This is a genomic window from Mycobacterium sp. SMC-11 (assembly GCF_046250095.1).
GTDB classification, from domain to species: domain Bacteria; phylum Actinomycetota; class Actinomycetes; order Mycobacteriales; family Mycobacteriaceae; genus Mycobacterium; species Mycobacterium heraklionense_A.
On sequence record NZ_CP176430.1, the window covers coordinates 3,220,533 to 3,241,649 of the forward strand.

Sequence of the window (21,117 nt, forward strand, 5' to 3'; positions counted from 1 at the left end):
TGGCTACCTCAGCGTCGACCGCGCTGGGCCCGGCTCGGCTTGCGTGCGGTCTTGCCCGCAGCCGCGCGGGCGGCCTGCTTGGCAAGGGTCTTCTCCCGCGCGCTGCGTTTCGGTGCCGGCTCGGACTGTCCCCGCGACGAGCCGGGTTTGCGGCCGCGCACAATGCCGACGAACTCTTCAACCAGCGCCGCCTGCTGCCCTTCGCCGAAGGCGAGTGACACCGGGCAGGTGGGCGCATCGCTGATCGGACGGTAGGCCAGGTCCTTGCGGTGATACAGCCGCGCCAACGACTGCGGAACGATCAGCGCACCGAGCCCGGCCGCGACGAGTTCTATTGCGTCCTGGGTGGTTTCAGGACGATGGTCAATCGGCTTGCCGGGCACGTCCGCCCAGGCGACGACATCGTCGAGTGGAAGCAGCAGCGGTTCGTCGGCGAGATCCGCCGAGGTGATCTCATCGACGGCATTGAACACGTGGTCCTTCGGCACCACGGCCACCGTCGTCTCCTCGTAGAGCGGAATGACAGCCAGCCCTGCGGTGTCAGACAACGGCCGCAATAGCGCCACATCGACAGTGCCTGCCCGCACCGCGGCCACCGCGTCGGCGGCTTCAAGGGTGTGCAGCAGCAGCGGAACGTCTGGATGCCGCTGTCCCCAGACTCGTGCCCACTTCGCGGGCGTCCCGCCGGGGACGTACCCGAGGGTGAGGGAAGGCGGGTTCACCGCATCAGGCTACCGATAGGCTGGCGCCATGAGCAGGCCGAACGCGCAGTCCATGAAACCCGCCACGGCGGCCAAGAAGCTGGACGTGTACCTGCCCGCCACACCCGCGGAGTTCCAGGAGAACTCGATCACCCGCACCGAGCTCGCCGCCCTGCAGGCCGAACCGCCGCAGTGGCTCAAGGACCTGCGCAAGAACGGGCCGCACCCGAAGAACCTGGTGGCAGCCAAGCTGGGCATTTCCATCTCCGGTCTGACCCGTAGCGGCATGGAGAACGCGTTGACCACCGAGCAGATCGTCGCGCTGCTCGAGGAGAAGCCGGAGTGGCTGGTCGCCGAACGCGAGAGCTACCAGGAAGTCCTGCGCGAGCAGCGGCGCATCAAGGCGTTGCGCGCCGACCAAGCGCGCGAGGGCTGATTCAAGCGTGAATTTGGCTGTCCTCGGGCCGATCCGCATCCTGCGGGACGGCGCGGCGATTGACCTGGGGACGCCCCGGCAGCGCGCCGTGATCGCAGCGCTCGCCTTGGCGCAGGGCGAGCGAGTGTCGGTCGAGACACTCGCTCAACGGGTATGGGGCGAGATACCGCCCGACTCAGCGACGGCCACCCTGCACAGCTACATCGGCAAGTTGCGCCGCACCCTGGAACCTGGGCGCGGTCCTCGCCAGCCGGCGACGGTATTGGTTCGGGAGCATGCTGGCTACGCGCTGCGCATCCCGGCCATCGAACGTGACGACGTCGCCCTGCAACAGGTGGTGACCGCGGCACGCGCCACATTGACCGAACTCGTCGACTTCGATCGTCCGTCCGCGGTAGGAGCCGCCGCGGGCCCGATCGCGCGCGTTGCGACGGCCCTCGACGAACGGCTGTCTTCCTGGCACGGCGAGCCCTATCTGGAACTCGGCGACGACCCGAACGCGGTCGCAGAGCGAGTGCGGCTCGCCGACCTACGGGCCGCTGCCCGGGAAATGCGGATCGTCGCCAGCCTCGCGGTCGGCGAACACGACGAGGTAGTGGGTGAGCTCGCCACCCTGTGCGTCGAGAATCCACTGCACGAACGTTGGTGGTCGCTGTGGGCTGTCGCCCTTTTCCGCTGCGGGCGGCTGCCCGAATCGCTTGCCACGCTACAGACCCTGCGGGCCGAACTGGCCGATGAGCTGGGGCTCGATCCCAGCGAAGCGGTCCGCACCCTACAGAGCGCGATCCTGCGCCGCGATCCGTCGCTCGGCTGGCCGGCGCCGTCGTCCGCCTCGACGATTCGCCGGCCGGCGTCCAGCACCGCACCGCCGAGCACGGAGCAGACGCCACGCCCGGCCCCCTTCGCGCGACCGCGCTGGCCGCTGGTGGGACGCGCCCCGGAACGGCGCCGGCTCCGAGCCGAGGCGGAGACGGCCGCGGCGGGCGCGCCCGGCGTCACTGTCGTGGTGGGCGAACCCGGCGCCGGGAAGACCCGGCTGCTGGTCGCGTTCGCGGAGGACGCGGCCGCGCTGGGCTTCCGAATCGGGGTGGGGCGCTGCCGGGACAGCGACCAACCGGAACTGTGGCCGCTGGCGGAGGCGCTGGCCGAGATTTCGGGCCGCCCAACGACGATCCTCTACGAGGAGCTGACCGCCGGTTCCGAGTTCGCGCTGCGGGATCTGACCGTGCGACTGGCCGCGGAATCCGCATCGACGGTGCCGACGGCGCTGGTCATCGAGGATTTGCACTGGGCCGGGCCGGTGGTGATCCGGACGCTGACGGCGCTGATCGAGCGGCTCACCGATCAACGATTCCTGCTGGTCACGACCGCCAGGCCGGACCCTGCAGAAGGCTCCGAATTGCAGCGGTTCCTGCGCGCCACCGCCCGCGAGCCGGGTAGCCGGATCGAGTTGGGCCCGCTTCCGATCGACGCGGTGGAGCCGCTCGCCGAAGCGGTGGCCGGATCCGCCATCGGTGATGACCGTGCGTGCGCGCTGTGGAACCGGACCGGTGGGAACACGCTGTACCTGGTGGAACTGCTGCAGAGCGCGGGCGCGCCCAGCGGCACCCTCGCGGACGTGGTGCTGGAGCGAGTAGGGGCCCTCCCCGCCGCGGCCGTCAAGGCGTTACACGCGGCCAGTGTGCTCGGAACGACGTTTCGGACCGAGGATCTCGCCGGAATCACGAAGACGGACCCCGGGCGCACGATGGAGCTCGTGGAACCCGCGCGTCGGGCCGGGATCGTGGCCGACACGGGTGCCGGGTTCCGGTTCGGCCACGTGATCGTGCAGGAAGTGATCTACCGAGCGTTGGCCAAGGATGTGCGCACCGACCTGCACCGACGCGCCGCGGGAGTCGCCGCGCAGGGCGATCTGAGCCGAGCCGACGTGCGCGCGTCGGTGCAGCACCATCTGCGCAGCGCCGCCCCCGCGGACCCCGGTACCGGCTGGCGGGCGCTGGTCGAGGTCGCGCAGTACGCGCGGGCCGGCTCCCACTACGACGAAGAGGCGGCGCATCTGGTCCTAGCGCTGGACCTGCAACGGACCGACCGCACGGCGTCCGCCCGGGAGCGATACGAACTGCTCATGCTGGCCACCGACGCGCACCGCTGGTCCGGTGACTGGCAGGGTGTCTCGGACTGCGTGGACGCCGCGACGCTGCTGGTCGGCCGGCTCAGCGATCCGGCCGACCGGAGCGCCACCGCGGAGCTGGCGGCGCGCACCCTGTCCGCCAACCTCGACGGCGCCTTGTGGCAGGTCAGACCGTACGGCGAGGTGCACGCGCCGGTGGTCGACGCGCTCACCGAGGTGCTGCCGCAGCTGCCGCCGCACCGGGCGTCCGTGCGTAGCCGGGCGTTGCTGACGCTGGCCATGGAACTGTTCTACTCCGGGGACACCGGCCGGATCGACGCCCTGGTCACCGAGGCGCTCGCCGTGGCGCGCCCGATCGACGATCCGCGGGTCCGGGTGTCGGTACAGCTGGGCGCATACGTGGCCCGCTTCCGGCCGGACACGGCGGAAGACCGTGCCGAATACCTGCGCCTCGCCCGCGCGGATTCCGACCTGTTGGGTGATCCGCGGCTGGAGATGATGGTCGCGACGCTGGCCACCGGCTTGGCCAACGAGTTCGGCGATGCGGATGCGGTGTGGTCCGGGATTCGGGCACTCACCAGCCGGCTGCGTTCGGCCGGGCTCGGTACCGCCGAGGTGGTACTGCACACCGTTTCCGGACCCTGGCACGCGATGGCCGGCGACGACGCGGCCGCGTTCGCCTCGGTGCAGCGGCTGCACGAGCTGGCGGTGGAAGTGAGGACCCCCAACGTTGTCGAGGCCGCCCAGGTCGTGGCCGCGCTGGCGTGCCTACACGCGGACCGCGCAGCCGAGTTGTTGCCGACATTGGACGGGTTCCTCCGGGATAGCCGCATCCCGGCCGCGTCGACGGTGGCGCTGATGCTGCTGCGCGCCGGTGAACGGGAGCGCGCGGCGACCTTTGTTGAGACGCATCCGCTGCCCGTCGAACGCCACACCTACCTCGGATCCGTGCTTGCCGCAATGAGTTGCGAGATCGCGCTGGAACTCGATCGCCGCGATCTGGCCGGGGACGCCTTCCGCTACCTGCGGGACTATTCGGGGCGGATGGCAAGCGCGGGCACCGCCGCGGCGATCGGCCCGGTGGACATGTTCTTGGCCTACGGCGCAGCGGTCACCGGGGATGCCCCGGCGGCCGCCGCGTATGCCGACGCAGCGGCCGACCAGGCTGGCCGCTGGGGGTTGCCGCGCATCGAGGCGCGGATCGCCGAAATGCGGGATCGGCACGGCTTCTGACGGGTTGGCTCAGCGCACCAAGCTCGTGCCCACGGTCGTGCCCGCCGGCACCGCCACGAACGCGGCGACGTCCAGACGCTGGAAACGACGCCTCCCCATCCGCAGCATCGCACGGAGCGGAAACGGAGCCTCGGCGAGCAGTTCGGAGGCCATCGGATCCGGGAGGTCTTTGAAGGCCCAGGGCAGCATCTGCGTGAGTTCGCGGGGGCTCATTCCGCCCCGTAATTTCGTCCGCTCGAGGTGATCCCATTCCTCGCCCCCAATCCGCGCCTGCAGCACCACATTCGCATCGCGCTCCTCGTGCGACAGGTGGCCGGTGAGGCAGGCGTAGGCGTCGTCGACGCCGGCGGTCAGTGTCTCCCGATCGGGCGTGCCGGCGCCGATCGTCATCGCCTCGAGGCCGGCTCGGACCCGGAGCAGCAGCGGGTCAATCTGGTCGTGCTCGGCATCCATGGCGTCCAGGACGGCGAGTGCGTGGGCGTCGCCGTCGGCCTCGGCGCGTTCACGCAACAGCGGCCAGAGCACCGTGTCCTCCTTGCGGTGGTGATCATGCAACACGGTGGACAGCAGATCCCACCGCGCCAACAGGGCTCGCCAGGTGCGCCCGTCAGAAACCGGGGTGCGGCGCACGGCGATGCAGAAATGCGTGAGGTCACGCCGGAATCCGTGGTGCATCACGTACATCATCCGCAAGTCGGCCGGCCCTTCCGGGGCAGCGGCCTGGCCGGGCAACAACACAGTCACAAAGACTCCTCTGCGTAAGGGATGCCCGCTCGGGCGTCCTCGTCCCGAACGATGGCAGAGCCCACTGGTAGTCCACTGGTGGCTGACTTGCGCGAGAACGCGCTGGCCACCGAGCGGATCGTCCAGTCGCTCAGCCCTTACGCGCGGTCAGCAGCAGGTACTCCCACTCCATCGAGCCGCCCCGCAGAGCGCGATCGGCCAACGCCGCGATATCGGCGTCCAGTGCGGCCACGCGATCGGGGGCCTCGGCGATCCCCCGGTAGGCCGCGATGGTCGGCCCGTAGTTCGCCTTGAAGTATTCGCGAAACGCGGCGCCGTCGGCGAAGGCGGAGACCGTCAGCCCGCGGCGCTCGGTCGTAACATCGGTGACCTGCTCGCCCAGCAGGGCATGCACATAGGGCTCGCTGCCCCATAACGGCGGCGCAGACACCCCTGCCGGCGGCGCAGGCACGTACGGCTTCATAGTGGCGAACAGCTGGCCAATGAAACCCTCTGGCGTCCAACTGATCACACCGATGCGGCCACCGGGGCGGCAGACGCGGATCAGTTCATCTGCAGCCGACTGATGGTGCGGTGCGAACATCACGCCGATACAGGACATCACCACGTCGAATTCATCGTCGTCGAACGGCAACGCCTCGGCATTGGCCTCGCGCCAGTCCAACACAAGACCCCGCTGTGCGCTCTGCGCGCGGCCGCGATGCAGCAATTGCGGGCACAGGTCGCTGGCCACGACGTGGGCTCCGGTGGCCGCGGCAGAGATGGCCGCATTGCCGGTTCCCGCAGCCACATCCAGCACCCGGTCCTGCGGCCCGATCCCGCAGGCCGTCACGAGTACCGGCCCCAACGGTGTCACCACATCGGTGGCGATCGCCGCGTAGTCGCCTAGCGCCCACAGCGCACGGTGCTTGGCCTCAATGTCGTTCACTACAGCGTTCATCGGTTCTGCTCCCTCCCGCACCCGGTGAGCCCATCGTCGGTCCGACCGGAGCAGGCATCCAGTTCCAGATCTGTACTGGCCAGGCCGGCTGCGAGACCATAGATTCGGGCGATCCACGAAAGGCACGCAGATGGCGGGATACGACCAGTTCTGTCCCATGGCCAAGGCCATGGAGTTGCTCGACGAACGCTGGACATTGCTGGTGGTGCGGGAACTGCTGCTCGGCAGCACCCACTTCAACGATCTGCGCCGCGGCGTGCCCAAGATGTCACCGGCGCTGCTGTCCAAACGACTCAAGTCACTTGCCCGCGCCGGCGTCATTGAACGCACCGAAATCGACGGTCGTGCAACGTATTCCCTTACCCGATGCGGGCAGGACCTGGCCGGTGCGGTGGATGCGCTCACCGCGTGGGGGGTGCGCTGGATCAGCGATCTCGGCGACGCCGACCTCGACCCCCACCTGTTGTTCTGGGACATCCGCCGCACCATCCCGGTCGGCGACTGGCCGCGGTCGCGCACCACGTTGGAGTTCATTCTCGACGGAGTGGCGGCCAAGGCCTCTCGGTGGTGGCTGGTGGTCGCCAACGGTGAAGCCGAGGTGTGCGACTTCGACCCCGGTTACGAGGTGACCGGGACTGTCGAGACCAGCCTGCGGGTTCTGACCCTGATCTGGCGTGGCGACGTGGGCTGGTCACACGCCATGCACGACGGCAGGGTCACCTTGTCGGGGCCCGCCGATGTGCGTCGAGCCATCCCGGCATGGCTCGGGCAGGGCAGAGCGGCTTCGGTCCCGCGGCCGGCCTGACCATCGCTCAGGGTAGGTTGAGCTGCCAGGACACCCCGAATCGGTCGTTGACCCAGGCGAACGCGGTGGAGAAGCCGTAGTCACCGAGCGGCATCAAGGTGGCGCCGCCCTCCCCCAGCTCGGCCACCAGCCGCTCCAGCTCCGCGCGATCGGCGACGTCTACGAACAGCGAGCTCGACGGGGTGAAGTCGAAGCCGTGCTTGACCGCGCTGTCGCTGACCAGCACTCGCAGCCCGGCCAGGTCGAGCTCGGCCAGCATGATGCCGGTGTCCGGCTCGGGGTGCGGGGTCGAGGAGATCACCGAGGCGCCCGGGAACACGGCCAGGTATTTGTCGATCGCCGCCACGGCGGTGCCGCCCTGGAACATGAGAAACGGTCTGATCCGGGTCACGGCGCCCAGCCTAGATACTTCGGATGGCCGATCAACACAGGTAGTGTTCGGCGGCATCGACCAGACGGCTGACGCTTCCGCGATCCAAGCCGTCGTGGCGGTTTACGCCCAACTTGCGTGCTGCCCTGCTGACGACTTGAGCAGCCTCACCACGCGACTGCGGGGTCGTCTTTCCGTCCGTCCCCTTGCGCAGGACGTGGCACGCTTCATAACCCAATTGCAGCGCCTGGTTATCCCTTAACCGGACCCTCACCGTGTTGTGCACCTCACGGAGGTAGCTGTTGGCGTCGGCGTGTGCGGTACCAACGGCCAACGAGGGGAGGGTCGAGAGAAGGATGGCGGCCAGCATGATCCGCGAGTACCTGGCTTTGATCTGGGCCATATGACGCCTTTCCGCGGTTACCCCGCACAGAAGTGAATGTCTAGACTGGTTTATACAGTGACTTCACACCAAGAATAAACACTTGGTCGCGGGACCCGAAAGTGCCAATTACGTCGAGGCAGTTCAGGCAGGCAAGTCGGTCGACCGAGGGACTCTGACCGCCATCAAAGAACAAACGGGCCAGGGGATGTCTCCCCTGGCCCGCGAGTCGTCGGAAAAATGGTCACAGCATGCAGGACACGCAACCCTCGACCTCGGTGCCTTCCAGCGCCATCTGCCGCAGGCGGATGTAGTACAGCGTCTTGATTCCCTTGCGCCAGGCGTAGATCTGAGCGCGGTTGACGTCGCGCGTGGTCGCGGTGTCCTTGAAGAACAACGTCAGGCTCAACCCCTGGTCCACGTGCTGGGTGGCCGCGGCGTAGGTGTCGATGATCTTCTCGTAACCGATCTCGTACGCGTCCTGGTAGTACTCCAGGTTGTCGTTGGTCATGTAGGGCGCCGGGTAGTAGACCCGACCGATCTTGCCTTCCTTGCGGATCTCGACTCGCGCCACGATCGGGTGGATCGACGACGTCGAGTGGTTGATGTAGGAGATCGACCCGGTCGGCGGAACGGCCTGCAGGTTCTGGTTGTAGATCCCGTGGGTCTGCACTGATTCCTTGAGCCGGCGCCAGTCGTCTTGGCCCGGAATCCGGATGCCCGCCTCGGCGAACAGCTGCCGGACCCGCTCGGTCTTGGGCTCCCACACCTGCTCGGTGTACTTGTCGAAGAACTCCCCCGAGGCGTACTTGGAATCCTCAAAGCCGACGAATGACGTACCCCGTTCGAGGGCAAGGCGATTCGATGCGCGCAGTGCGTGATACAGCACCGTGTAGAAGTAGATGTTGGTGAAGTCGATGCCCTCTTCGGAACCGTAGAAGATCCGCTCCCGGGCCAGATACCCGTGCAGGTTCATCTGGCCCAGCCCGATGGCGTGCGATTGGTTGTTGCCCTGCTCGATCGACGGCACCGACCAGATGTGGGTCTGATCCGACACCGCAGTCAGCGCCCGGATCGCGACCTCGATGGTCTGGCCGAAGTCGGGCGAATCCATCGCCTTGGCGATGTTGAGCGAGCCGAGGTTGCAGGAGATGTCCTTGCCCACCTTGGCGTAGGACAGGTCGTCGTTGAACTCCGAGGGGGTGGAGACCTGCAGGATCTCCGAGCACAGGTTCGAGTGGGTGATCTTGCCGGCGATCGGGTTGGCCCGGTTCACCGTGTCCTCGAACATGACGTAGGGGTAGCCGGATTCGAACTGCAGCTCGGCCAACGTCTGGAAGAACTCGCGCGCCTTGATCTTGGTCTTGCGGATCGCGGCGTTGTCCACCATCTCGTAGTACTTCTCGCTGACGGAGATGTCGGCGAACGGCACCCCGTAGAACTTCTCGACGTCGTAGGGCGAGAACAGGTACATGTCCTCGTTCTTCTTCGCCAGCTCGAAGGTGATGTCGGGGATCACCACGCCCAGGCTCAGCGTCTTGATCCGGATCTTTTCGTCGGCGTTCTCCCGCTTGGTGTCCAGGAAGCGGTAGATATCGGGGTGGTGGGCGTGCAGGTACACCGCACCGGCACCCTGGCGGGCGCCGAGCTGGTTGGCGTAGGAGAACGAGTCCTCCAGCAGCTTCATGATCGGGATGACCCCGGAAGACTGGTTCTCGATGTTCTTGATCGGTGCGCCGTGTTCGCGAATGTTGCTGAGCAGCAACGCCACTCCCCCGCCACGCTTGGACAGCTGCAGGGCGGAGTTGATCGATCGGCCGATCGACTCCATGTTGTCTTCGATGCGCAGCAAAAAGCAGCTGACCGCTTCGCCGCGCTGCTTCTTGCCGGAGTTCAAAAACGTCGGGGTGGCGGGCTGGAAGCGGCCGTCGATGATCTCCTCGACGAGTTGCTCGGCCAGCTTGGTGTCACCGGCGGCCAGGGTCAGCGCCACCATGCACACCCGGTCCTCGAACCGCTCCAGGTAGCGCTTGCCGTCGAAGGTTTTCAGGGTGTAGGAGGTGTAGTACTTGAACGCACCCAGGAAGGTCGGGAAGCGAAACTTCTTGGCGTAGGCCCGATCCAGTAGCGACTTGACGAAGTTGCGCGAGTACTGGTCGAGCACCTCGCGCTCGTAGTACTCCTTCTGGATCAGGTAGTCGAGCTTCTCGTCCTGATTGTGGAAGAACACCGTGTTCTGGTTGACGTGCTCCAAAAAGTACTGGCGAGCGGCCAGCACATCCATGTCGAACTGGATCTTGCCCTCGGCGTCGTACAGATTGAGCATCGCGTTGAGCGCGTGGAAGTCCAGCTCGCCCACCGGAGCGCTGCGGGTGGTTGCGGTTACCTGCTCTGCAGTTGCAGCGGTTGGTGGCATGCCTCGTCCTTCCAGAAATCAGCCAAGCCCGCGCGGACGGCTTGTACGTCCTCGTCGGTTCCCATCAATTCGAATCGATACAGGTACGGCACTCCACACTTGCGGGACACCACGTTGCCCGCGTAGCAGAACTCCGCACCGAAGTTGGTGTTGCCGGCCGCGATCACGCCGCGCAGCAGTCCCCGGTTGCGTTCGTTGTTCAAAAAAGCGATGACCTGCTTCGGCACGTAGCCGCCCTCGTCCATGTCGGGCTGTTGCCGCCCTCCGCCGTAGGTCGGCAGGACCAATACATAGGGGTGATCGACCTCGATGCGTCCGTGCAGCGGGATCCGGATGGCCGGCACGCCCAGCTTCTGCACGAAGCGGTGGGTGTTCTCCGACACCGAAGAGAAATACACCAGGCTGCATTCCGAATCCGCAGACATGGCGACCCCCTTCAGCTCTCAGTCAGACTCCACCCGTACCCGCACCTCGACGACCGGCCCCTACGCGCTCAGCGCGGTCTGCGCCAGCGCCTTGATGCGATCCGGCCGGAATCCCGACCAGTGCTCGTCGCCGGCGACCACGACCGGGGCCTGCAGGTAGCCCAGCGCCATGACGTAGTCACGGGCGTCGGGGTCCAGCGAGATGTCGACCTTCTCGTAAGCGATGCCCTGCTTGTCCAACGCCTTGTAGGTGGCGTTGCACTGCACGCACGCGGGCTTGGTGTAGACAGTGATGCTCATGGCGGCAGGCTCCTCAGCGAATCGTCGACAACGAACGGATAACGGATCGGGCACTACGTTTCAGCGGGCCGTCAGGACTTTCCGTTCTCCAGCTCCGCAGCCGTGGCAGAGCACCCAATAGGTGCCGGTCGCCGCGGCCCGAATAACTGGAAGATCCCGGGCCTGTCGGTCCCCCGAACACTACACCTAGTGGTCATCCCTCGGGGTTAATACTAGATGTTCTGAACGACATTGTTGAAATTCGCTGGTCGTAAGCCTGCGACCACCATCCGCCTCGGCGTGTCGCAGCTCACATTCGAACGTCCCTCTGCTCATAACCGCAGGTCTACCACTCGGCACCGACAAGCGAGTCGGTCAAGCCGCCGCCGACCGCCGGCCAGCAAAGCCTTCCGGCCCGCGCCTCAGCGCATCCCGGCAGGTACCGACTCCGGCGGATTCGCGGCATCGACCGGCGCCGGACGCACGCTGTGCCGCCGCAGACGACCGCCCACGACACCCAGCAGCACCGGGACCAGCGAGACCGCGATGACCGCCAGCAGAACCAGGTCAAGGTGAGCGCGGACGAACCCGATGCCACCCAGCAGATACCCCAGCAAAGGAACGCCCGCACCCCAGGCCACGGAGCCGGCGATGCTGTACGCGGTGAAGGTGCGGTGGCGCATTCCGGACGCCCCGGCCAGCACCGGCGTCAGGGTCCGCGCCACCGCCACGAAGCGCGCCAGAAAGACGGTGGCCTTGCCGTGGGTGGCGAAGTAGCGCTGGGCCCGTTCCACCTGTTGGTGGCCGAGCCGTCGGGCGGCCCGCGTCTCCAGTACCGCCGGCCCCGCCTTGGCCCCGAGGAGATAGCCGCACTGGTCGCCGGCGATCGCGGCGGCCGGCACCGTCAGGACCAGCAGCCACATCGGAACCGCCGGGTGAACTTGAGCGGCCAGCACTCCCGCGGTGAACAGCAGCGAGTCGCCGGGCAGGAAGAAGCCCACCAAGAGACCTGTCTCGACGAACACCACCGCCAGCACGCCCAACAGACCGAACGTGGCGATCAAGGTGTCCGGGTTGGTAGTAATTCCGGTCATGGCGCCAGCTTGTCCGCCAGGCGCTGTGGGACCGCTGAGAACGCGGCGGGCCAGGTGGCCGAGCTCTGCTGTACTGGTGTCGTGCGGATATTGCTGGTCGAAGACGAAGCTCGGCTGGCTGAGACCGTGCGTCGTGGACTGGCGGCCGAGGGCTTCGTCGTCGATATCGAACACGATGGTGCAGACGGCCTGGCCGCCGCCACCACCGGCGACTACGACGTGATCGTGCTGGACATCATGTTGCCCGGCCTCAGCGGCTACCAGGTGGTCCGCGAGCTGCGGGCGCAGCAGGTGTGGACGCCGGTGCTCATGTTGTCGGCCAAGGACGGCGAGTACGACATGGCCGATGCCTTCGATATCGGCGCCGACGACTACCTGACCAAGCCGTTCTCGTTCGTCGTGCTGGTGGCGCGGCTGCGCGCGCTGCTGCGCCGAGGCGCCCCGGCACGTCCGACGGTGCTCACTGCCGGCACCCTGTCACTGGATCCGGCTCGCCGCCGGGTGACCCGCGGCGACACGGTGATCACGTTGACACCGCGAGAATTCGGACTGCTGCAGTTCTTGATGCGACACCAGGATGACGTCGTCACCAAGGCCGACATCTTGCGGTCGGTATGGGACACGAACTACACCGGCGACGAGAACGTCGTCGAGGTCTACGTCGGGTATCTGCGCCGCAAGATCGACGTGCCGTTCGGGCTCGCCACCATCGAGACGGTGCGCGGCGCCGGCTACCGCCTGCGCTCGGACACCGACTCTTGATCGGGGAAACCCCGCTGCGGCAGTGCGACGGTGAACACCGCACCACCGTCGGCAGCATCGGCCACGGCAACGGTTCCGCGGTGGGCACGCACCACCTCCGCGACGATCGCCAGGCCGAGTCCGGTGCCGCCCGAGGTCCGGGCACGGGCCGCGTCGAGCCGGACGAACCGGTCGAAGATCCGGCTCCGGTCGGCCGCGGGGATCCCCGGACCGTCGTCGGCGATCGTGATGACCACGCCGTCCGGGACCGGACGGCAGCTCAGCGTCACCGTGCTGCACGCATACCGTGCCGCGTTGTCGACCAGGTTGCGAATCACCCGGGTCAGGGCGGCGCGGTCGCCGGTGACCCGGCACGCCCGGATATCTGTCACGACGCTGACCGAGCCGCTGCCGCCGAGTCGGTTCGCCTCGGCCGCCAACAGATCGTCGACGTCGACGTCCTCTCCCCGTAATCCCAATGCCCCTTCGTCGGAGCGGGCCAGCAGCAACAGGTCCTCGAGAAGTCGGCTCATCCGATGTGATTCCGGAAGAAGCGATTCGTCGATCAGTGCCCGGTCCATCAGCTCGGGCCGGGCACTGGCCAACTCCAGCGCGGTGGTGATCGTGGCCAGCGGGCTGCGCAGTTCGTGTGAGACATCGCTGACCAGACGCAGCTGCGCGGCCCTGCCGTGCTCCAGGCGAGACAGCATGGCGTTCATTGTCGTTGCCAGTTCGGCGATCTCGTCATGGGTTCGCGGAACCGGCACCCGCTCGGTCAGATCAGCGCTCGAGATCGACGCCACCCGGGCGCGGATCGCTTCCACCGGCCGCAGTGCGGCGCCCACCAGGCGGAACGTTCCCACCGCCACCAGCACGATCAGAATCGGCGCGCCCACCGCCAACAGCACACCCACCACGGTCACGATCTCCTCGACCGGTTCGCGGTCCACCCCCACCAGCACGGTGACCGGCGCTCCGTCCGCGACAGCACCGCGGGCCGAGACCCAATATTCCTCGCCGGTGGCGGATTCGACGCGGCCCACATAGCGCGCTTGACCGTCGGCGAGGGCTATCGCGGTCAGCGGTGATCGGGGTGCGCCGTTGGAGGCGGCCCGGATCACGCCCGACGCGCCGACGACCTGTACGACGGCGATGTGCCCATCGGTGGCCAGTAACGCCGACTCCAGGTCGTCGAAGTGGCCGGACCGCAGCTGGGCGGCGATGTGTTCGGCACGAAGTCCGGCCGCGGTCTCGGCGGTCGATTCCAGCGACCGGTACAGCACCAACAGGAGCAGCCCGCCCGCAATCGCGAGGCAGACCGTCATCACCGCCGCGGCGGCCAGCGCCGTGCGGGTCCGAACTCCGCTGTACAGCGAGCGAACCCGCTTGATGACGGCCCGCATCCGGTGCGTGTTGCCCCTCACCCCGCCTCCCGCTTCATCGCATACCGACACAGCATGCCCGTCATCGTCGCCCGCCGCCGCTGTGATGGCACTGAGGCCGCGGGTTTGCTCACGACGCCCACCGCGTCGGAGTCACCCGCTACCCTGCCGGGCATGCTGTCGACGCTGGCCGTACGGGGTTACCGCTCGCTGCGCGAGCTGGTGCTGCCGTTGAGACCTCTCACGGTCGTGACCGGGGCCAATGGCACCGGCAAGTCCTCGCTGTACCGGGCATTACGACTGTTGGCCGACTGCGGGCGTGGCGAGGTGATCGGCTCGCTGGCTCGCGAGGGCGGCCTGGAGTCAGTGCTGTGGGCCGGCCCCGAACAGCTCCGCGAAGCGCGCCGCAGCGGAACCGCCCAGGGCAGCGTGCGCACCCGAGTGGTCTCGCTGGAGATGGGTTTCGCCTCCGACGATTTCGGCTACCTGGTCGATCTGGGACTGCCACAGGACCCCGCGCAGGCGTCGGCGTTCGCCCACGATCCAGAGATCAAGCGTGAAGTGATCTTCGCCGGGCCGGTGCCGCGGCGCGGCGCCACGTTGGTGAGCCGCACCCGGGCTTTCGCGCAGGCCAGCACGGACTCCGGTGTGGAGGAACTGTCACGGACCCTGCCCACCTATCGCAGCGTGCTCGCCGAATTCGCCCACCCCGGCGCGCATCCGGAACTGGCCGCGGTCCGCGACCGGCTACGGGACTGGCGCTTCTACGACGGCTTCCGGGTCGATGCCGGCGCGCCGGTGCGACGGCCGCAGGTCGGTACGCGCACGCCGGTACTCGCCGGCGACGGCGTCGATCTGGCTGCGGCGGTACAGACCATCATCGAGTCCGGTGACGACGAGCTGGACCGTGCGATCGCGGCCGCATTCGACGGCGCGACGCTGTCGGTCAGCTCGCACGACGGCATGTTCGACCTGCAGCTGCACCAACGGGGCATGCTGCGCCCGTTGCGTGCCGCCGAACTGTCCGACGGCACCCTGCGCTTCCTGCTGTGGGCTGCCGCCCTGCTGAGCCCGCAGCCACCGTCGCTGATGGTGCTCAACGAGCCGGAGACGTCTCTGCATCCCGACTTGGTGGCGCCACTGGCCGAGCTCATCCGGGCGGCCGCCACCCGAACCCAGGTTGTGGTGGTCACCCACGCACGCACCATGCCCGAACTGCTGGCCGCCGTGCCGGTCGCCGATGCCGATCGCCACGACACCGCGGAGATCGAGGTCTACAAAGACTTCGGCGAGACGCGGGTCGCCGGTCTGGGCCTGCTCAACACCCCGCCGTGGGACTGGGGCAGCCGTTGACCTGTCCGGCGCCTCAGGAGCTGCGCAACGAATCCCGCGAGGGCCGCAGCGCCCGGCTGAACAGCACGTTGGCCTGACGCATGGCCACGCTGTAGGGCAGCCACGCTAGCCGCTTGAACGCGTACAGCGCCCGGATGTCGCCGGAGGTGTAGACCAGGTAGCGGTTGCGTGCCACCCCGGCCAGGATCTTTTCGGCCGCCTTCTCCGGGGACACGGCGTGGCCGGCAAATCGGCCCACCCATTTCTCCACGTGCGGGTCCTCGCGGTCCACGCCGGCGATCTCGACGGTGTTGACCAGCCCGGTCTTGACCGCGCCGGGAACCACCACCGACACCCCGATGCGGTGCCGGGCCAGGTCGAAGCGCAGTACCTCCGACACTCCGCGCAGGCCGTACTTGCTGGCGGAATAGGCCGCGTGCCAAGGCAATGCGACGATTCCGGCTGCCGAGGACACATTCACCAGGCGCCCGCCGCGGCCGGCGGCGACCATCTGCGGCAGGAACGATTCGATGACGTGAATCGGGCCCATCAAGTTGATGTCGACCATCTTTCGCCACTGCTGGTGAGACAACCGGTCGACTGTCCCCCACGCCGAGACCCCGGCAATGTTCATCACGACGTCCATGGGATCGTGGCGCTCATGGATGTCGGCGGCGAAGGCGGCGACGTCGTCGTAATCAGCGATGTCGACCACCCGGTGCTCGGGTACCAGCGCGCCCAGAGCGCGTGCGTCGGCGACGGTTTCAGCCAGGCCCTCAGCGTTTCGGTCGGTCAGGTACAGCTCGGCACCATGCTCAGCCAGCCGCAATGCAGTGGCCCGTCCGATCCCGCTCGCCGCTCCGGTGATGAAGCACCGTTTGCCCCGGTAGTACTGCGCTACGCGTGTCATGGGTGCAGACGATACCGGCGGTACCGCGCACCGATGATTCGATCCCCTGTTGCGCCGGTGTCGGCTAGCCCGTGCCGCCGCCCCACAGCGCGTTGCGCCACAACGCCTCGAGCACCTGCACGCCGCGACTCACATCGCCGCCGGGGCCCACGAAGGCACTGTCCCCGGAAAGCATGTAGGCCGTGGTGGCGCCCAGGGTCCGCACCAGCGCAGGGATGTCGTCGCTGATCGGGTTCGCGGTCCCCGCGGCGAGCTCGTCGTTGACCACGCCGACGATCTGGTCGATCACCGCATCGATCTGTGCGTCCAGCAGCTCCCGGATCTCGGCGTCGCTGTTGCGCGCCATGTTGCACGCCGACATCACCGGATCGTTGTGGGCGTAGACCGCGGCCGCGCTGCCCACCATGCGCCGGGCGAATGCCTCCGTCGATTCGTCCGCGCCCCGCGGCGCAAAGTAGTGCGTCAGTTCTTCGAGCTCGTGCGTGGCCTCCGCCAAGATGTGGGCGAGCACGGCGTATTTGGAATCGAAGTAGAAATAGAACCCCGAGCGCGCCACCCCGGCCCGGTCGCTGATGGTGCTGACCGACAGTTCTGCGAAGGGTTTCTCCTCCAGCAGTTCCCGTACCGCCTGGACAATCGCCTGACGTTGCTTGTCGCCCCGCCGCAACGGCAGATCGTCGGCAGACCGCCCACCCGCGTCAACCTCGCTATTCACCTTTGCACCTTGCACCACGCCGCGCCGGATTCAAACTTGACAGGCGTCAAACTTACTCCAAGGATTAGGGCCGAGTGACGGTTACCACAATCTGTCCGGGCATTTAGAGGAGCGTCTGTGACCACCATCAGTACCCCGCGTTACCTGCTCGACCAGGCAAAACGCCGGTTCATCCCGACCGTGAACACCATCCCCGGGATGGGATTGCTGGAAAAGCGGCTGATGACGGTGGACTGGCCGCAGCGGACGCTGGCCGCGCCGCCCCCGGGCAGCGGCCTGAAGCCCATCGTCGGCGACTCGGGACTCCCACTGCTGGGTCACATCGTCGAGATGTTTCGTCAGGGACCCGACTTCCCGCTGCACCTGTACAACACCCGGGGCCCGATCACCTTCGCCGACTCGCCCATCCTGCCGTCGATCGTCGCGCTGGGGCCTGACGCCACCCAGACGATCTTCACCAACAAGAACAAGGACTACTCGCAGAAGGGCTGGCTCCCGGTCATTGGGCCGTTCTTCAACCGCGGCCTGATGATGCTGGACTTCGACGAGCACATGGGCCATCGGCGGATCATGCAGTCCGCCTTCACCCGGCCGCGGCTGGCCAGCTACGTCGAGGACATCGACCGGGTGGCTTCGGCGATCGTGGCCGACTGGCCCACCGACGACGGCCGTTTCCTGGTGTACCCGGCGATGAAGGAACTGACCCTCGATGTCGCCTCGGTGGTGTTCATGGGCCACGAGCCGGGCAGCGACCACCAGCTGGTCACCAAGGTCAACCGCGCCTTCGAGCAGACCACTCGGGCCGGCGGCGCGATCATCCGGACCGGCTTGCCGCCATTCAAGTGGTGGCAGGGCCTGCAGGGCCGCAAACTGCTGGAGGACTACTTCGTCGAGCGGGTCAAAGAGCGCCGTAAGGCCGAGGGCACCGACATGCTGACCGTGCTCTGTCACACCGCCGACGAGGACGGCAACAGCTTCTCCGACGCCGACATCGTCAACCACATGATCTTCTTGATGATGGCCGCCCACGACACCACCACCTCGACGGTGACCACGATGATCTACCACCTGGCCGCACACCCGGAGTGGCAGGAGCGGGCGCGCGACGAGTCGCAACGGCTCGGCGACAGCCCCTTGGACATCGAGTCCCTGGAGAAGCTCGAGACTCTCGACCTTGTCATGGACGAGTCCCTGCGGCTGGTGACGCCACTGCCGTTCAACATGCGCCAGACCGTGCGCGACACCGACCTGCTGGGCCATTACGTGCCGGCCGGCACCAACGTGGTCACCTGGCCGGGCATGAACCACTGGCTGCCCGAGCTGTACACCAACCCGCGCCAGTTCGACCCGGAGCGATTCCTCGAGCCGCGGGCCGAGCACAAGAAACACCGCTACGCCTGGGCGCCGTTCGGTGGCGGGGCGCACAAGTGCATTGGGATGGTGTTCGGCCGCCTGGAGGTCAAGACGGTGCTACACCGGCTGCTGCGCCAGTACCGGATTGAGCTGTCGCACCCCGGCTACCAGCCGCGCTGGGACTACGGCGGCATGCCGATCCCGATGGACGGAATGCCGATCGTCTTGCGGCGGCTCTGAGCCGCGCGCCAGTTCACTTGCCGGGCGGCTCGTTGATCACGCTGCTGTCAGCAGCCGATTAACGCACGTGACGACGGCATCCACGGCCGAGGCCGCGGCGTCGGGCGCGAAGCCCACCGCCCAAGCCGCCGCCCGGCCATTGGACCCATGGATGAACGTCGCGGTCTCGGCACCGCAGCCGAGCTGATGAAATCCTAGGATTTCCAACGTGATTCCACGCTCGTACAGCATCTCGGTCAGCGCGCCCAGCGGGCCGTGCGCCGCTGCGGTGCAGGTGCCGGTCCGGTCTCCGATGGCGATCGTCGCCTGGTAGGTGCGGCCCTGCAGCCCCAACCGGGCCGCGGGTCGATCGGCATCCAGACAGCGCCAGCGGCCCAGCCGCAGCGGCCCGGCACAACGCCCATAGTGGGCCACGAAGCCATCCCAGGTGAGTTGGGCGCCCGGGTCGCGCAGTTCACGCGGTAGTCGGGTGTCGAATCGGTCTGCGAAGGATGTGTTGGCCATAGTGCGGTCTTTTCTGCTCGAAGAGAGCGACCGACGGGAGTAGCTTCCGACCCACAGCGGGGGGTCGGTCTGGATCAGACCCCGCTGCGGGTGCCGGCTACTACAACTAGATAACGCATGGTGTCACCAAGGCTAATAGCGCGCCCGCTGGACGCGCAACGCATTTATGGACTGGCGTCGAGATCGATATCAATTCAAGATGCGGCGAGCCACGTTGGTGGTCACCAGGTCCAGCAGTTCGTCGCCGCGACCCGCCAAGATGGTCCGGATCGCGTAGAGCGAGAAGCCTTTGGCCTGTTCAGCGGTGATCGCCGGCGGAATCGACAGTTCCTGACGTGCGGTGACGACGTCGACGACGGCCGGTCCGTCGTAGGCCAACGCCTCGGTCAGCGCCGCTTCCAAATCGGCAGGATGCTCCACCCGACGGCCGAACATGCCCAGCGCGGTGGCGACGGCGCCGAAGTCCGGATTATCCAACTCGGTACCGAAGTTCACGATGCCGGCGGCCTTCATCTCCAGTTCGACAAAATTCAGCGACGAATTATTGAACACGATCACCTTGACCGGCAAGCGATTCTGCGTCAGGGTGAGCAACTCGCCGAACAGCATCGCCAGGCCACCGTCGCCGGCCAACGCGATCACCTGTCGCTTCCGGTCGAGGGACTGGGCGCCGATCGCGTGTGGCAGCGCGCACGCCATGGTGCCGTGGTTGAACGACCCGATCAATCGCCGTCGTCCGTTCATGGTTACGTAGCGTGCCGCCCATACCACCGGGGATCCGACGTCGACGGTGAACACCGCGTCATCCGAGGCCAACCGATTAGCAACCGCAGCAACATATTCGGGACGTATCGGAGTGCGGTCTCGATCGTTGGACGCCAGCGAGTCGAGTCGCTGGCGGGTCTTGCGGTAGTGCTTCAGCGACCTTTCCAGGTGGCTACGGTCGTTCTTACTTGCCAGCAATGGCTGCAACGCGGCGACGGTGTCGGCAACCGTGCCGAGCAGTCCGAGATCGATCGGGGTGCGTCGGCCCAGGTTTCGACCGCGAATATCAACTTGAATGATCTGCGCACGATCGGGATAGAACTGCTGGTAGGGAAAGTCGGTGCCGAGCATCAGCAATACGTCGGCTTCGGCGATCGCCTTGTATCCGGACGCAAAACCGAGCAGCCCCGTCATACCGACGTCATAGGGGTTGTCGTACTCGATGTATTCCTTGCCGCGCAACGCGTGCACGATCGGCGCTGCCAAGGTGTGCGCCAGCTGCATCACCTGGTCATGGGCACCGGCGACCCCCGCACCGGCCAAAATGGTGACGTTGGCGGCGGAGTTGAGCATGGCCGCGGCCGCCCGCAGTCCCTGCTCGTCGGGGCGGCAGACCGATCCGCTGGGTCGCACCGGGCGCCTCCCCCAGGCGGTCTCGTCAAGCCGGTGGCCGAAGATCTCGCCCGGCACCACCACGACGGCGACGCCGTTCTCCTCCACCGCCGCACGCATGGCCAGCTCCAGGATCCGCGGCGCCTGCTCGGGAGTGCTGACCAACTCGCAGTAGACGCTGCACTCGCGAAACAGGTTCTGCGGATGGGTTTCCTGGAAGTAGTCGGAGCCGACCTCGGCCAGCGGGATATGGGCAGCGATCGCCAGCACCGGCACCCGGCTGCGCTGGGCGTCGAACAGGCCGTTGATCAGATGCAGGTTGCCGGGTCCGCAACTACCTGCGCACACCGCCAAGTTGCCGCTGAGCGCCGCCTCCGCGGCTGCCGCGAATGCGGCGGTCTCCTCGTGGCGCACCTGTTCCCAGCCGAAGTCGCCGGCCCGGCGGATCGCATCGGTGAGCCCGTTGAGACTGTCGCCGGGTATCCCGAAGATGCGCTGCACCCCGCTGTGTTTGAGAGTGGCGATGACATGGTCTGCGACGGTTGCCATTTCGCGTTCTCCTCACCGCGAGCGAGCGTGCGCGGAATGCCAGCGCAGCCGGCGTGTC

At 67.1% G+C, this 21,117-nt stretch carries 20 protein-coding genes; 6 read left to right on the forward strand and 14 right to left on the reverse strand.

Features of this window, described 5'->3' with window-relative positions:
- Window positions 1–8 precede the first annotated feature (8 nt).
- A complete protein-coding gene (locus tag ACKY0X_RS15255) occupies window positions 9–722 on the reverse strand; it encodes a LysR family substrate-binding domain-containing protein (protein ID WP_046284462.1) in 714 nt (237 codons plus the stop codon).
- Window positions 723–750: 28 nt separating this feature from the next.
- Between ACKY0X_RS15255 and ACKY0X_RS15260 the strand changes: the two genes are divergently transcribed.
- On the forward strand, window positions 751–1,137 hold the full coding sequence (locus ACKY0X_RS15260; protein WP_065042287.1) for a DUF5997 family protein: 387 nt from the start codon (window positions 751–753) through the stop codon (window positions 1,135–1,137).
- Between the two features lie 7 nt (window positions 1,138–1,144).
- The gene (locus ACKY0X_RS15265) at window positions 1,145–4,501 is read left to right on the forward strand and encodes a BTAD domain-containing putative transcriptional regulator (protein ID WP_409426722.1); all 3,357 of its coding nucleotides are present in this window, start codon (window positions 1,145–1,147) and stop codon (window positions 4,499–4,501) included.
- A 9-nt stretch (window positions 4,502–4,510) separates the two neighbouring features.
- Here ACKY0X_RS15265 and ACKY0X_RS15270 read toward each other — a convergent pair whose 3' ends face one another.
- Window positions 4,511–5,245: a hemerythrin domain-containing protein gene (locus ACKY0X_RS15270; RefSeq protein ID WP_409426723.1), complete on the reverse strand. Its 735-nt coding sequence runs from the start codon at window positions 5,243–5,245 to the stop codon at window positions 4,511–4,513.
- A gap of 130 nt (window positions 5,246–5,375) precedes the next feature.
- On the reverse strand, window positions 5,376–6,185 hold the full coding sequence (locus tag ACKY0X_RS15275; protein ID WP_409426724.1) for a class I SAM-dependent methyltransferase: 810 nt from the start codon (window positions 6,183–6,185) through the stop codon (window positions 5,376–5,378).
- 130 nt (window positions 6,186–6,315) lie between these two features.
- Between ACKY0X_RS15275 and ACKY0X_RS15280 the strand changes: the two genes are divergently transcribed.
- Window positions 6,316–6,990 carry a winged helix-turn-helix transcriptional regulator gene (locus ACKY0X_RS15280; RefSeq protein ID WP_409426725.1) on the forward strand — a complete coding sequence of 225 codons (675 nt, stop codon included), beginning with the start codon at window positions 6,316–6,318 and terminating at the stop codon, window positions 6,988–6,990.
- 7 nt (window positions 6,991–6,997) lie between these two features.
- On the opposite strand, the gene ACKY0X_RS15285 is transcribed toward ACKY0X_RS15280, so the two are convergent.
- The 6 genes from ACKY0X_RS15285 to ACKY0X_RS15310 form a co-directional block, all read right to left on the reverse strand.
- On the reverse strand, window positions 6,998–7,381 hold the full coding sequence (locus ACKY0X_RS15285) for a VOC family protein (RefSeq protein ID WP_409426726.1): 384 nt from the start codon (window positions 7,379–7,381) through the stop codon (window positions 6,998–7,000).
- Between the two features lie 31 nt (window positions 7,382–7,412).
- Window positions 7,413–7,763: a DUF732 domain-containing protein gene (locus ACKY0X_RS15290; protein WP_409426727.1), complete on the reverse strand. Its 351-nt coding sequence runs from the start codon at window positions 7,761–7,763 to the stop codon at window positions 7,413–7,415.
- A gap of 223 nt (window positions 7,764–7,986) precedes the next feature.
- Window positions 7,987–10,158: a class 1b ribonucleoside-diphosphate reductase subunit alpha gene (gene nrdE, locus ACKY0X_RS15295; RefSeq protein ID WP_409426728.1), complete on the reverse strand. Its 2,172-nt coding sequence runs from the start codon at window positions 10,156–10,158 to the stop codon at window positions 7,987–7,989.
- On the reverse strand, window positions 10,125–10,583 hold the full coding sequence (gene nrdI, locus ACKY0X_RS15300; RefSeq protein WP_409426729.1) for a class Ib ribonucleoside-diphosphate reductase assembly flavoprotein NrdI: 459 nt from the start codon (window positions 10,581–10,583) through the stop codon (window positions 10,125–10,127). The genes nrdE and nrdI overlap by 34 nt, the downstream gene beginning before the upstream one ends.
- A 60-nt stretch (window positions 10,584–10,643) precedes the next feature.
- A complete protein-coding gene (locus ACKY0X_RS15305) occupies window positions 10,644–10,883 on the reverse strand; it encodes a redoxin NrdH (RefSeq protein WP_065042282.1) in 240 nt (79 codons plus the stop codon).
- Between the two features lie 401 nt (window positions 10,884–11,284).
- Window positions 11,285–11,956: a DedA family protein gene (locus tag ACKY0X_RS15310; RefSeq protein WP_409426730.1), complete on the reverse strand. Its 672-nt coding sequence runs from the start codon at window positions 11,954–11,956 to the stop codon at window positions 11,285–11,287.
- Between the two features lie 81 nt (window positions 11,957–12,037).
- Here ACKY0X_RS15310 and ACKY0X_RS15315 point away from each other — a divergent pair, with 81 nt between their 5' ends.
- The gene (locus tag ACKY0X_RS15315; protein WP_409426731.1) at window positions 12,038–12,718 is read left to right on the forward strand and encodes a response regulator transcription factor; all 681 of its coding nucleotides are present in this window, start codon (window positions 12,038–12,040) and stop codon (window positions 12,716–12,718) included.
- On the opposite strand, the gene ACKY0X_RS15320 is transcribed toward ACKY0X_RS15315, so the two are convergent.
- Window positions 12,688–14,121 (reverse strand): sensor histidine kinase, encoded by a 1,434-nt coding sequence (locus ACKY0X_RS15320; protein ID WP_409426732.1) that lies wholly within the window; start codon window positions 14,119–14,121, stop codon window positions 12,688–12,690. The genes ACKY0X_RS15315 and ACKY0X_RS15320 overlap by 31 nt on opposite strands.
- Before the next feature lie 132 nt (window positions 14,122–14,253).
- Between ACKY0X_RS15320 and ACKY0X_RS15325 the strand changes: the two genes are divergently transcribed.
- A complete protein-coding gene (locus tag ACKY0X_RS15325) occupies window positions 14,254–15,432 on the forward strand; it encodes an AAA family ATPase (RefSeq protein WP_409429651.1) in 1,179 nt (392 codons plus the stop codon).
- A gap of 13 nt (window positions 15,433–15,445) precedes the next feature.
- Here the strand turns inward: ACKY0X_RS15325 and ACKY0X_RS15330 are convergent, their stop codons facing one another.
- Together ACKY0X_RS15330 and ACKY0X_RS15335 are read right to left on the reverse strand one after the other, a co-directional pair.
- Window positions 15,446–16,321: an SDR family oxidoreductase gene (locus tag ACKY0X_RS15330; protein ID WP_409426733.1), complete on the reverse strand. Its 876-nt coding sequence runs from the start codon at window positions 16,319–16,321 to the stop codon at window positions 15,446–15,448.
- Window positions 16,322–16,385: 64 nt separating this feature from the next.
- A complete protein-coding gene (locus tag ACKY0X_RS15335) occupies window positions 16,386–17,036 on the reverse strand; it encodes a TetR/AcrR family transcriptional regulator (RefSeq protein ID WP_409426734.1) in 651 nt (216 codons plus the stop codon).
- A 117-nt stretch (window positions 17,037–17,153) separates the two neighbouring features.
- Here ACKY0X_RS15335 and ACKY0X_RS15340 point away from each other — a divergent pair, with 117 nt between their 5' ends.
- Entirely contained in the window at window positions 17,154–18,629 is a 1,476-nt protein-coding gene (locus tag ACKY0X_RS15340; RefSeq protein WP_409426735.1) for a cytochrome P450, read from the forward strand.
- 36 nt (window positions 18,630–18,665) lie between these two features.
- On the opposite strand, the gene ACKY0X_RS15345 is transcribed toward ACKY0X_RS15340, so the two are convergent.
- Window positions 18,666–19,133, reverse strand: coding sequence for a homocitrate synthase (locus ACKY0X_RS15345; RefSeq protein ID WP_065042278.1), 468 nt, complete (start codon window positions 19,131–19,133; stop codon window positions 18,666–18,668).
- Between the two features lie 189 nt (window positions 19,134–19,322).
- Window positions 19,323–21,059, reverse strand: a complete 1,737-nt coding sequence (gene poxB, locus ACKY0X_RS15350) for a ubiquinone-dependent pyruvate dehydrogenase (RefSeq protein ID WP_409426736.1) — start codon at window positions 21,057–21,059, stop codon at window positions 19,323–19,325.
- Window positions 21,060–21,117: the final 58 nt, after the last annotated feature.